This is a genomic window from Blastococcus sp. SYSU DS0973 (genome assembly GCF_054051055.1).
The window spans coordinates 151,746-163,433 of record NZ_JBJHAN010000004.1 but is presented as its reverse complement, the minus strand read 5'-3'; the positions used below and the strand labels follow the sequence as shown (position 1 = coordinate 163,433).

At 73.4% G+C, this 11,688-nt stretch carries 10 protein-coding genes; 8 read left to right on the top strand and 2 right to left on the bottom strand.

The features are described from left to right. From ACI791_RS09380 to ACI791_RS09360, 5 genes are all read left to right on the top strand, one after another. The gene (locus ACI791_RS09380; RefSeq protein WP_456585800.1) at nt 1-810 is read left to right on the top strand and encodes an ankyrin repeat domain-containing protein; all 810 of its coding nucleotides are present in this window, start codon (nt 1-3) and stop codon (nt 808-810) included. Nucleotides 811-943: 133 nt separating this feature from the next. Continuing rightward, the gene (locus ACI791_RS09375) at nt 944-4,732 is read left to right on the top strand and encodes a multifunctional oxoglutarate decarboxylase/oxoglutarate dehydrogenase thiamine pyrophosphate-binding subunit/dihydrolipoyllysine-residue succinyltransferase subunit (RefSeq protein WP_456585799.1); all 3,789 of its coding nucleotides are present in this window, start codon (nt 944-946) and stop codon (nt 4,730-4,732) included. A gap of 81 nt (nt 4,733-4,813) precedes the next feature. Further along, a complete protein-coding gene (locus ACI791_RS09370; RefSeq protein ID WP_091928837.1) occupies nt 4,814-5,002 on the top strand; it encodes a DUF6104 family protein in 189 nt (62 codons plus the stop codon). Nucleotides 5,003-5,217: 215 nt separating this feature from the next. Beyond that, the gene (locus tag ACI791_RS09365; RefSeq protein WP_456585798.1) at nt 5,218-5,340 is read left to right on the top strand and encodes a hypothetical protein; all 123 of its coding nucleotides are present in this window, start codon (nt 5,218-5,220) and stop codon (nt 5,338-5,340) included. A gap of 62 nt (nt 5,341-5,402) precedes the next feature. Further along, nucleotides 5,403-6,116: a metal-dependent hydrolase gene (locus tag ACI791_RS09360; RefSeq protein ID WP_456585797.1), complete on the top strand. Its 714-nt coding sequence runs from the start codon at nt 5,403-5,405 to the stop codon at nt 6,114-6,116. 12 nt (nt 6,117-6,128) lie between these two features. Here ACI791_RS09360 and ACI791_RS09355 read toward each other — a convergent pair whose 3' ends face one another. After that, on the bottom strand, nt 6,129-6,425 hold the full coding sequence (locus ACI791_RS09355; RefSeq protein ID WP_456585796.1) for a hypothetical protein: 297 nt from the start codon (nt 6,423-6,425) through the stop codon (nt 6,129-6,131). Nucleotides 6,426-6,501: 76 nt separating this feature from the next. Here ACI791_RS09355 and ACI791_RS09350 point away from each other — a divergent pair, with 76 nt between their 5' ends. Genes ACI791_RS09350 through ACI791_RS09340 form a run of 3 tightly spaced genes read left to right on the top strand, consistent with a single transcriptional unit; the run spans nt 6,502 to nt 10,494 of the window. Then, a complete protein-coding gene (locus ACI791_RS09350) occupies nt 6,502-7,689 on the top strand; it encodes an RtcB family protein (RefSeq protein ID WP_456585795.1) in 1,188 nt (395 codons plus the stop codon). A gap of 25 nt (nt 7,690-7,714) precedes the next feature. Continuing rightward, nucleotides 7,715-9,058 carry an MFS transporter gene (locus tag ACI791_RS09345; RefSeq protein ID WP_456585794.1) on the top strand — a complete coding sequence of 448 codons (1,344 nt, stop codon included), beginning with the start codon at nt 7,715-7,717 and terminating at the stop codon, nt 9,056-9,058. Further along, entirely contained in the window at nt 9,055-10,494 is a 1,440-nt protein-coding gene (locus tag ACI791_RS09340; RefSeq protein WP_456585793.1) for a pyridoxal phosphate-dependent decarboxylase family protein, read from the top strand. Before ACI791_RS09345 ends, ACI791_RS09340 begins: the two co-directional genes overlap by 4 nt. Here the strand turns inward: ACI791_RS09340 and ACI791_RS09335 are convergent. Continuing rightward, nucleotides 10,484-11,680, bottom strand: a complete 1,197-nt coding sequence (locus tag ACI791_RS09335) for an NAD(P)-dependent malic enzyme (RefSeq protein WP_456585792.1) — start codon at nt 11,678-11,680, stop codon at nt 10,484-10,486. The genes ACI791_RS09340 and ACI791_RS09335 overlap by 11 nt on opposite strands. Nucleotides 11,681-11,688 lie beyond the last annotated feature (8 nt).

Genomic DNA, 11,688 nt, shown 5'->3' with positions numbered 1-11,688 from the left:
GTGACGACTCGCATGACCGTCCAGCGGCTGGGCCGCCTGATCGTCGACGGGGACGAGGACGGCGTCCGCTCCGCCGTCACCGAGGCGCCGCGCCTGCTCACCGGCACCGTCGACCGGGAGGGCGAGGGGGGCTGGACCCCGCTGCACCTGGCCGTGGCCTGCGACCGGGTCGGCGTCGTCCGGGTCCTGGTCCACGCGGGAGCCGACCTCGCGGCCCGCACCGAGCAGCACCGCACCCCGCTGCACGTGGCCCTGGAGCACGCCCCCGACCTCGTGCCCGTGCTGGTGGAGCTGGGCGCGGTCGTAGACGCGCCGAGCGCGGCCTACCTCGACGACGTCGACCGGCTCACCGCCGAGCTCGACGGCGGCGCGGCCCTCACCGACCCGACCACCGGGGTGGACCTGCTCGCGTGGGCCGCCTTCGGTGGCGCGGCCGGCGCGGCGCGGCTGCTGCTCGCCCGGGGCGCCGACCCCGACGGCGGAGCGCTGCACGCCGCGACCGCGGGCGGCAGCGCGGAGCTCGTGCGGCTGCTGCTGGAGGCGGGCGCCGACGTCGACGACCGGGACCCCGACACCGGCCGCACCCCGCTGCACGCCGCGGTGGCGGCCGGCGCGACCGGCGACGCGCCCGAGATCGTGCGGCTGCTGCTGGAGGCGGGCGCCGACGTCGACGCCACCACCCACGACGGGGCCAGCGCGCTGGACATCAGCCGCGTGGCGGCAGCCCGGCACCGGCGGGCCGACGAGGACCGGGCCACCGGCAACGACGCCCTCGTCGAACTGCTCGTGGCCCACGGCGCGAGCCACTGACCACCGTGCGGGACGGGTGCACGGTTCCGTGCCGAGTCAGCGGCCCGGCACGGGCGTAGACTCGACACCCGGTCCAGCGACGCCCCTCAGACGCAGCCCCATAACGAAGAAGGCACTCGACCCCGTGTCAAGCGTGAGTTCATCCCGACCGTCGTCCACCTCGTCCCCCGTTGCCGGTTTCGGCACGAACGAGTGGTTGGTAGAGGAGATGTACCAGCAGTTCCTCGCCGACCCGTCCAGCGTCGATCAGGCGTGGCACGAGTTCTTCGCCGACTACCGGCCGGGTACGCCCGCCGGCGGCGACCGGGAGCAGGCGCCGTCCGGCAACGGCGCGCCGACGACCCCGAAGCCCGCGGCACCGGAGCAGGCGGCACCGGAGCAGGCGGCTCCGCGGCAGGCCGCCCCGGCCGCACCCGCACCCGAGACCCCCGCCGCGAAGAAGGCCGACGTCCAGCGCCCGGCCGCCGGGCCCCAGCCGACGGGGAGCTCGCCCGTGCAGAAGTCCACCCAGTCCACCACCGCGGCAGCCCCCAAGGCCGCTCCCAAGCCGCCGGTCGGCGACGGCAAGCAGTCCCCGCTGCGCGGCGCCGCCGCTGCGGTGGTCAAGAACATGAACGCCTCGCTGACCGTGCCGACGGCGACCAGCGTGCGCGCGGTGCCGGCCAAGCTCCTGGCCGACAACCGCATCGTCATCAACAACCACCTCGCCCGGGCGCGGGGCGGCAAGATCTCCTTCACCCACCTGATCGGCTACGCGCTGGTCCGGGCGCTCGACGCGTTTCCGAACATGAACAGCGCCTTCGCCGAGGTCGACGGCAAGCCGGTGCTGGTGCAGCCGGAGCACGTCAACTTCGGGCTGGCCATCGACCTGCCGAAGCCCGACGGGTCGCGCTCGTTGGTGGTCGCGTCGATCAAGGGCGCCGAGGCGATGGACTTCGCCGACTTCTGGGCCGCGTACGAGGACATCATCCGCCGTGCCCGGAACAACAAGCTGACGATGGAGGACTTCTCCGGCACCACGATCAGCCTGACCAACCCCGGCACCATCGGCACCAACCACTCGGTGCCCCGGCTGACCGCCGGGCAGGGCGCGATCATCGGCGTGGGCGCGATGGAGTACCCGGCCGAGTTCCAGGGGATGAGCCCCGAGGTCCTCACCGAGATGGGCGTCTCGAAGATCATCACGCTCACCTCGACCTACGACCACCGGATCATCCAGGGCGCGGAGTCCGGCGACTTCCTGCGCAAGCTCCACTCGCTCCTGCTGGGCGAGGACGGCTTCTACGACGAGGTCTTCCGCTCGCTGCGGATCCCCTACGAGCCGGTGCGCTGGATGCCGGACGTGCGGATCACGCGCGAGGGGCAGATCGACAAGGAAGCCCGCGTCATCGAGGTCATCGAGTCCTACCGGCGCAACGGCCACCTGATGGCCGACACCGACCCGCTCGAGTTCAAGGTCCGCACCCACCCGGACCTGGACATCCTCCAGCACGGGCTGACCCTGTGGGACCTCGACCGGAAGTTCCCGGTCGGCGGCTTCGCCGGTGAGCGGCTCATGACGCTCCGGGACATCCTCGGCGTGCTGCGCAACTCCTACTGCCGCAGGGTCGGCGTGGAGTACATGCACATCACCGACCCCGAGGAGCGCCAGTGGCTCCAGCAGCGGATCGAGGTCAAGCACGAGCAGCCCGACCGCGAGAAGCAGAAGCACGTGCTCGGCCGGCTCAACGCCGCCGAGGCGTTCGAGACCTTCCTGCAGACGAAGTACGTCGGGCAGAAGCGGTTCAGCCTCGAGGGCGGCGAGTCGCTGATCCCGGTGCTCGACGAGGTGCTGCTGGCCGGCACCGACCACGGGCTCGACGAGGTCGCGATCGGCATGCCGCACCGCGGCCGGCTCAACGTGCTGGCCAACGTGCTGGGCAAGAGCTACGCCAAGATCTTCGGCGAGTTCGAGGGGAACATCGACCCCGGCACGGTGCAGGGGTCCGGTGACGTCAAGTACCACCTGGGCGCCACCGGGACGTTCCGCAACCCGTTCCGCGACGACGCCGAGATCGCCGTCTCCCTGGCCAGCAACCCGAGCCACCTGGAGACGGTGAACCCCGTCCTCGAGGGCATCGTCCGGGCCAAGCAGGACATGATCGACAAGGGCGAGCAGGGCTTCACCGTCCTGCCCGTCCTGCTGCACGGCGACTCCGCCTTCGCCGGCCAGGGCGTCGTGCAGGAAACGCTGAACCTCTCCCAGCTGCGCGGCTACCGCACCGGCGGCACCGTGCACGTCGTCGTCAACAACCAGGTCGGCTTCACCACCAGCCCCGGCTCGGCGCGGTCGACCCTGTACTCGACCGACGTCGCGCGGATGGTCAACGCCCCGATCTTCCACGTCAACGGCGACGACCCCGAGGCCTGCGTCCGGGTGGCCCGGCTGGCGGTCGAGTACCGGCAGCAGTTCAAGAAGGACGTCGTCATCGACCTCGTCTGCTACCGCCGGCGCGGGCACAACGAGGGCGACGACCCGTCGATGACCCAGCCGCAGATGTACGACATCATCGACCGCAAGCGCTCGGTGCGGAAGCTGTACACCGAGGCGCTGGTCGGCCGCGGGGACATCACGCTCGAGGAGGCCGAGGAGGCCCTCAAGGATTACCGCGGCCAGCTGGAGCGGGCCTTCGCCGAGACCCACGACGCGCAGGACTCCTCCAAGCCCGAGCCGGTCATGGACCCGCGCACGCCGCAGGAGTCGACGGTCCGGACGGCAGTCACGCAGGAGGTCCTCAAGACCATCGGCGACGCGCACGTCTCCTTCCCGCCGGACTTCAGCCCGCACCCGAAGCTGCAGAAGATGCTGGAGAAGCGGGCCGCGATGGCCAGCGAGGGCGGCATCGACTGGGCCATGGGCGAGCTGCTGGCCTTCGGGTCGCTGCTGATGGAGGGCGTGCCGGTCCGCCTGGCCGGCCAGGACTCCCGCCGCGGCACGTTCGTGCAGCGCCACTCGGTCCTGATCGACCGGGAGAACGGGGCGGAGTACACCCCGCTGGCCAATCTGACCGAGGAGCAGGCGAAGTTCTTCGTCTACGACTCGCTGCTCAGCGAGTACGCGGCGCTCGGCTTCGAGTACGGCTACTCGGTGGCCAACACCAAGGCCCTGGTGCTGTGGGAGGCCCAGTTCGGCGACTTCGTCGACGGGGCCCAGATGGTCATCGACGAGTTCATCAGCTCCGGCGAGGCCAAGTGGGGGCAGCGCTCCGGCGTCGTCATGCTGCTGCCGCACGGCATGGAGGGGCAGGGCCCCGACCACTCCAGCGGCCGGATCGAGCGGTTCCTGCAGCTGTCGGCGGAGAACAACATGACCGTCGCCAACTGCACCACCCCCGGCAACTACTTCCACCTCCTCCGCCGCCAGGCGCTCTCCGACGTGCACCGGCCGCTGGTCGTCTTCACGCCGAAGTCGCTGCTGCGGGCGAAGGCCGCGGTCAGCCCGGTCGCCGACTTCACCGAGCAGAACTTCCGCTCGGTGCTGCCCGACACCGGTGTAGGCGGCGAGCCGCTGGAGGCCTCCACGGTGAAGCGCGTGCTGCTCTGCAGCGGCAAGGTCGCCTACGACCTCATGGCGCAGCGCGAGTCCGACGGCCGCGCCGACACCGCGATCGTGCGGGTCGAGCAGCTGTACCCGCTGCCGGCCGAGCAGATCCGTGCCGAGCTGGAGCGCTACTCGAACGCGACGGACGTGGTGTGGGTGCAGGAGGAGCCGGCGAACATGGGCGCCTGGCAGTTCATGGCGGTCAACCTGCCCGAGGAGCTCCCGGAGGGCCGGAAGCTGCGGCGGGTCAGCCGCCGGGCGTCGGCCAGCCCGGCGGTCGGCTCGGCGAAGGTGCACGAGGTCGAGCAGCGCAAGCTGGTCGCCGAGGCCTTCGCCGACTGACCCGGTCGACCGACGGCGGATCCACCGACCGACGCCCGGCCCCCGATCACCTCGGGGACCGGGCGTCGTAGGTTCTCCGGCATGTACTTCACGGACCGGGGCCTGGAGGAGCTGGCCGAGCGGCGGGGCGGGGAGCAGGTCACCCTGGCCTGGCTGGCCGACCAGATGCAGGCGTTCGTCGACCAGCACCCCGACTTCGAGGTGCCCGTCGAGCGGCTGGCCACCTGGCTGGCCCGCGGCGGCACGGACGACGACGACCTCGACGACTGACAGAGGATCCCCTGACCCCACCACTGGCGAGCTGGTGGCGGGACACTGCAGGGGCCCGGCAGTGCCTGCTGACCTGCCGCTGGCGCGGGTACAGGTCCGTGCCGACGCCACCGATCCCGATGCCTGGTTCCGGGAGCTGCCGGGCGTCGCGGCGACCGGCTCGCAGGTCCCGCTGGCCACCCACTCCCCCGTGCTCGCCGCGCTCCCGGGCGCCCGTGTACGAGCTCGACGAGGCGGGGCCCACCGGGCGCTCGTGGGCCGGCCTGGACCTGGTCCGCGACTGGCGGACGTTCTTCGACGCGCCCGAGCGGCTGCTGCGCCACCTGCCCGACGACTGAACGAGGGGGACACGCCGCAGCACCTGCCCGCGCGGGCCGCGGCGCGGCTGCACGCTGAGTTCGTGCTCGGTCACTCCCACGCGCTCTCCGGCCTCGCCGCCGGCGCCGCGACCCTGCCGTGGGCCCCGGTCCAGGGAGCGGTCGGCCAGGCAGCGTGGGTCGCCGCCGTCGGCGGGATGGCGATGCTGCCCGACCTCGACCACCGCAACTCCACGGTCTCGGACATGTGGGGCCCGGTCACCGACGTGCCCGCGGGCGCGATCGGGGCGCTCGCCGGCGGGCACCGCTGGGGGACCCACGACGCGGTCCTCGCCCCGTTGGCGTTCGGTGCGCTCGCCATCCTCGCCTCCGGTGCCTTCTGGTCCAGCCTCCTGCTGCTGGCCCTGGCCATCGGCCTGGCGCTGCGGGCGCTGCACTTCGTCATCCCCGGACGCACCGAGACGACGATCCTGGGCAACCTCCTGCTGTCGTGGGGCGGCGCCTGGCTGGTGCTCGACCACACGACCACGCCGTCCTGGCTCCCCTGGGCGGTCGCCGCAGGCGTGCTGACCCACATCGCCGGCGACGCGATCACCACCGCCGGGGTACCGGTGCCGCTGCTCTGGCTGGTCCGCCGGAAGCGGCTGGCCCTCTCCCCCATCCGCACCGGCGCGGCCGTGGAGAAGGTGGCCCTGGTGCCGCTGTTCGTGGTGGCCACCGTCGTCCTCGCCTACACCAACACCGACCTGCACCTCGCCGTCGACCCGCTGGTGGACCGGCTGCTCAGCTCCGGCTGAGACCGCCCGCCGTCACGGGCGGGGGTTGGTCCTGGTCCAGCCGCGGTCGTCCCGGCGGGCGCCCTGTGCCGCGCGGCAGCGGCGGCAGACGTCCTGCACCTCCTCGGCGTGCCGGCCGGACTCGGGCTGCACGTCGGGCCAGGCGACGTGCGGGAAACGCGTCAGCCGTGACCGGCTCAGCGACAGCCCGCAGGCGGTCTCGTTGCGCCCGCGCTCCCAGGCGTGCACCTCACCGGCCGGGTACCGGATGCCGTCGTCGGGGTCGACCCACTGGCCCGTGGCGGCGACCCCCGCCCTGCTGGCTGCCATGCGCCCCTCGATACCCGCGATCCGGCCCCGGGACAAACCGTTCGCCGCGATCGGCCGGAGCCCGCAGACTCGAGGGGTGGAGAGACTGTCGGACAAGCTCCTGAACTGGGCGAGCATCCTCGACGAGGAGACGCTGAAGCAGGCCGAGCGCACCGCCTCCCTGGACATCGTCGACCCGCACGTGGCCCTCATGCCCGACGCACACCTGGGCAAGGGCGCCACCGTCGGCTCGGTGCTGCCGACGCGCGGGGCGATCATCCCGGCGGCGGTCGGCGTCGACATCGGCTGCGGCATGATCGCCGTCCGGACCCCGTGGTCGGTGGACCAGGTGCGGGCGCGGGGCCCGCTGGCGCCGCTGCGCGGCGACATCGAGCGGGCGGTGCCCCTCTCGGCCGGCCGGTACAACAAGAAGCTCACCGAGTCGGCGCGGCGCCGGGTCGCCGAGTTGGAGGCGAAGGCCGAGGAGCTGGGCGACCGGGTCCTGCACTCGGTGACGACGACGGCGCCGAACTGGGCGATGCAACTGGGCAGCCTCGGCTCGGGCAACCACTTCATCGAGGTGACCGCGGACGAGCGCGACCGCGTGTGGCTGTTCCTGCACTCCGGCAGCCGCGGGGTGGGCAACAGGATCGCTCAGAAGCACATCGCGATCGCCCAGGAGCGGGCCCGCCGCGACGGCCTGCACCTGCCCGACCGGGACCTGGCCTGGCTCGACGAGGGCACCCCGGAGTTCGACCGGTACATCGCCGAGCTGCGGTGGGCGCAGCACTTCGCGCTGCTCAACCGCGAGGAGATGATGGACCGGGTCGCCGACTGCCTGGCCCGGCACATGCGCGCCGACGCGACGCCGGAGCTCGAGCGGGTCAACTGCCACCACAACTTCACCCAGCACGAGAAGCACTTCGGCGCCGATCTCTGGGTGTCCCGGAAGGGCGCCATCCAGGCGAGGAAGGGGCAGCCGGGGCTCATCCCGGGGTCGATGGGGACGGCGAGCTACGTGGTCACCGGGCGCGGCAACCCCGAGTCGCTGAACTCCTCCCCGCACGGCGCGGGGCGGGTGTTCTCGCGGACCAAGGCCCGCAAGACCTTCACCCGGGCCCAGCTGGAGGAGTCGATGCGGGGCATCGAGTGGCGGCACAGCGACGCCTTCCTCGACGAGATCCCCGCGGCCTACAAGGACGTCGACCAGGTCATGGCCGACGCCGCGGACCTCGTGGATGTCCGGCACACGCTGCGCCAGCTGGTCAACGTGAAGGGGGATTGACCCGACCCGCTACGGTGCGGAACCTGTGACGCCCGTCTCTCCCGATCCCCGGCTCGGCCGCGGCACCCACCTGGGGTACGCGCTCGGCTCGATCGGGACAGCGGCGTTCGGAACGGTGCCCGGGCTGCTGCTGCTGTACTACCTGACCGACGTCCTCGGCGTCGCAGCCGGGATCGCCGGGCTCGTGGTGTTCCTCCCCAAGGCCTGGGATGTCTGGCTCAACCCGTGGATCGGCAGCCGGTCGGACCGCACCTCGAGCCGCTGGGGCCCCCGCCGGCCCTGGATGCTCGCGGGCGGCCTGACCCTGCCCCCGCTGTTCGTGCTCGTGTTCGCCGGCCCGAGCGCTCCCCCGGCGCTCGCCGCGGGATGGGTGGCGGCCACCTTCCTGCTGGCCGCCACGGCATACGGCTGCTTCCAGGTGCCCTACGTCGCCCAGCCGGCGGAGATCACCGACGACCCCGACGAGCGGTCGACGCTCATGTCCTGGCGGGTCGCCGCGCTGGCGCTCGGCATCCTGCTGGCCGGGGCGGGCGCCCCCGCCGTCGTCGACCTCGCCGGCGGCGGGCGGGCCGGCTACCTGGCCATGGCGGTGTTCGTGGCGGTGCTGCTGGCGGCCGGGATGCTGGGCGCGGTCGCCGGCACCCGGCGGGCGCCGACCCTGACCCGGGTGCGCACCGAGGGACGGCTGGGCGCCACCCTGGCGGTGGCCTGGCGGTCCCGCCCGTTCCGGGTGCTGCTGGCCGGCTTCGTCGTCCAGGCGCTCGGCATCGGCGTGATGCTCGCCGGGGTGCCGTACTTCTCCGAGCAGGTCCTCGGCGACCCGGCGATCGGGACGCTGCTGTTCGCCTCCCTGGTCGCCCCCGCCATCCTCATCATGCCGCTGTGGCTGCGGATCAGCCGCCGGGTGGGCAAGCGCAGGGGGCTGGTGGTCGCCTCGGGCCTGTTCGCCGTCGGCGCCGCACTGCTCGCCGTCGTCCCCCAGGGAGGCACCGCCGTGGCGCTGCCGCTCGTGGTGCTCGTCGGCATCGGCTACGCCGGCATGCAGATGTTCCCGCTGGCGATGCTGCCGGACGTGATCGCCGCGGACGAGACCGCGTCGGGCGAGCGCCGCGCCGGGGTGTTCACCGGCGTCTGGACGGCTGCGGAGACCCTCGGTCTGGCCGTGGGGCCCGGTCTGCTCGGCGCGCTGCTCGCCCTCGGGGGCTACGTCTCCACGACCGGCGACGAGGTCGTCGCCCAGTCCGGCACCGCGGTGCTCGCGGTGCGCCTCGGGTTCACCGTCGTCCCGGCCCTCTTCGTGCTGGTCAGCATAACCGTGCTCGCCCGGTACCGGCTCGATCCCGTCCCCGCCCAGGAGGTCCCCGCGTGAACCCGCAGGACGTGCTCGCCGAGCTCACCGCCCTGCAGGCCGGGGACGTGCCCACCCACGGCGGCGCCACCATGGCCTACGTCTACGACTCCGGTCGGGCCGACGTCGACGGGCTCGCCGCGGCCGCGCAGGCGGCGTTCCAGTGGACGAACGCCCTGGACCCAACCGCCTTTCCCAGCGTGGCGCGGATCGAGAACGACCTCGTCGGGGCGGCCCTGGCGCTGCTCGGCGGCGGCCCGGAGGCGGTGGGCACGCTGACCAGCGGCGGAACCGAGAGCTGCCAGCTCGCCGTCCTGGCCGCCCGCGAGCGCTGGCGGGCGGCGGGCGGCACCGGCCGGCCGGTGCTGCTGCTGCCGGTGACGGCGCACGCCGCGTTCCGCAAGGCCGCCCACCTGTTCGACGTCGAGGTGCGCGACGTGTCGGTCGACCCGGTCACCTGCCAGGCGGACCCCGCGGCGGTGGTCCGGCTGCTGGACGAGCGGACGGTGCTGGTGGTGGTCAGCGCGCCGTCCTACCCGCACGGCGTGCTCGACCCCGTGGGGGAGATCGCCGGGCTCGCGGCCGCGGCCGGGGTGCCGTGCCACGTCGACGCCTGCATCGGGGGCTGGGTCCTGCCGTTCCTCGAGGACGTCCCGGAGCCCTTCGACCTCTCGGTGCGGGGTGTGACCTCGCTGTCGGTGGACCTGCACAAGTACGGCTACGCGCCCAAGGGCGTCTCGGTGCTGCTCACCGCCACGCCGGAGCTGCGGCACGCGCACTGGTTCTCCACGGCGGGCTGGCCCGGCTACCCGGTGGTCAACCCGACCCTGGCCGGCACCCGGCCGGCCGGTGCCATGGCCGCCGCCTGGGCGGTGCACCGGTGGCTGGGCACCGAGGGCTACCGCGAGCTCGCCCTCAGGGCTCGGGACGCCACCGTGCGGCTCGCGGACGGGATCGACACGATCGACGGCCTGCGGGTCGTCGGCCGCCCGGCGGCGACGCTCGTCGCGATGGCGGAGGACCGACCGGAGGGCGTCGACGTGCTGAACCTGGCCGACGAGATGACCGCCCGCGGCTGGCTCATCCAGCCGCAGCCGCCCTTCGCCCAGGAGCGCGGGGACCTCCCCGCCACAGTGCACCTGACCGTCACGGCGGCGACCGCCGACCGGGTGGACGCGCTGCTGGCCGATCTGCGGGACGGCGCACGGTCGGCCGCCGCGCTGCCCCGGCCGGTGCCGGACCCGGACCTGGTGGCCGCGGCCGCCACCATCGACCCGGCGGCGCTGACCGTCGCCGAGGTCGAGGCGCTGCTGGAGCTCGCCGGGGTCTCCGGCGGATCGCTCCCGGCGCGCATGGCGCCGGTGCACGCGCTGGTCGCCGCGCTCCCCCGACCGGTCGCCGAACGGCTGCTCGCGGGCGTCCTCGGTCGCGTCTACCGGCCCACGCTCAGCGGGTGACGCGCTGCTTCCGCGCGCACGCCGCCACGGCCTCGGCGACGGCGGTCGCGACCCGGCGGTCCAGCGGGCTGGGCACGATGTAGTCGGCCCGCAGGTCGTCGCCGACGACGTCGGCGATCGCCGTGGCGGCCGCCAGCTTCATCTCCTCGGTGATGCTGGTCGCCCCGGCGTCGATGGCGCCGCGGAAGACGCCCGGGAAGGCGAGCACGTTGTTGATCTGGTTGGGCAGATCGCTGCGCCCCGTGGCGACCACGGCGGCGTACCTCGCCGCCACCTCCGGGTCGACCTCGGGGGTGGGGTTGGCCAGCGAGAACACAATGCAGTTCTCGGCCATCGACGCGATCGCCTCCTCGGGCACCGAGCCGCCGGACACCCCGAGGTAGACGTCCGCCCCCCGCAGCGCCGAGACCATGGAGCCGGCGAAACCGGACTCGTTGGTGTTCTCGACCAGCCACTGCTTCGTGCCGGTCAGCGCCTCCCGGCCGGCATGCAGGACGCCCTGCGAGTCGGCGACGGCGATGTCGCGCACGCCCGCCTCGAGCAGGATCTTGGTGCAGGCGACCCCCGCCGCCCCGGCGCCGGAGACCACGACCCGCAGGTCGCCGAGCTCCCGCCCGACCACCGTCGCCGCGTTGCGGAGCGCCGCGAGCACGACGATCGCCGTCCCGTGCTGGTCGTCGTGCATGACCGGGATGTCCAGGCGCTCGCGCAGCCGGGCCTCGATCTCGAAGCAGCGGGGGGCGCTGATGTCCTCGAGGTTGATGCCGCCGAAGGAGGGGGCGATCGCGGCGACGGTCTCGACGATCTCCTCGACGTCGGTCGTGGAGAGCACGATCGGCACCGAGGAGAGGCCGGCGAACTCGCTGAACAGGCAGGCCTTGCCCTCCATCACCGGGAGCGCGGCGGTGGGGCCGATGTCGCCGAGCCCCAGCACGGCGGTGCCGTCGGAGACGACGGCGACGACCCGGGGCGCCCAGGTGAACCGGCGGGCGAGCTCGGGCTCGGCGGCGATCGCGCTGGACACCCGGGCGACGCCGGGGGTGTAGGTGAGCGCGAGGTCGGCGATCGAGCCGATGGAGCGGGTGGAGGCCACGGAGAGCTTGCCGCCCTCGTGCACCGCGAACACCGGGTCGGCCGCGAAGCGGTCGCTGCTGACGTGGTCTCCGGGCGCCGGATTTCCGCTCATGGGCACAG

Excerpts from the sequence above, each read along its gene's own strand:
- ACI791_RS09370 (WP_091928837.1), top strand. The coding sequence starts at position 4,814 with ATGTACTTCACGGACCGGGGCCTGGAGGAGCTGGCCGAGCGGCGGGGC.
- ACI791_RS09355 (WP_456585796.1), bottom strand. The coding sequence starts at position 6,425 with ATGGCAGCCAGCAGGGCGGGGGTCGCCGCCACGGGCCAGTGGGTCGAC.
- ACI791_RS09335 (WP_456585792.1), bottom strand. The coding sequence starts at position 11,680 with ATGAGCGGAAATCCGGCGCCCGGAGACCACGTCAGCAGCGACCGCTTC.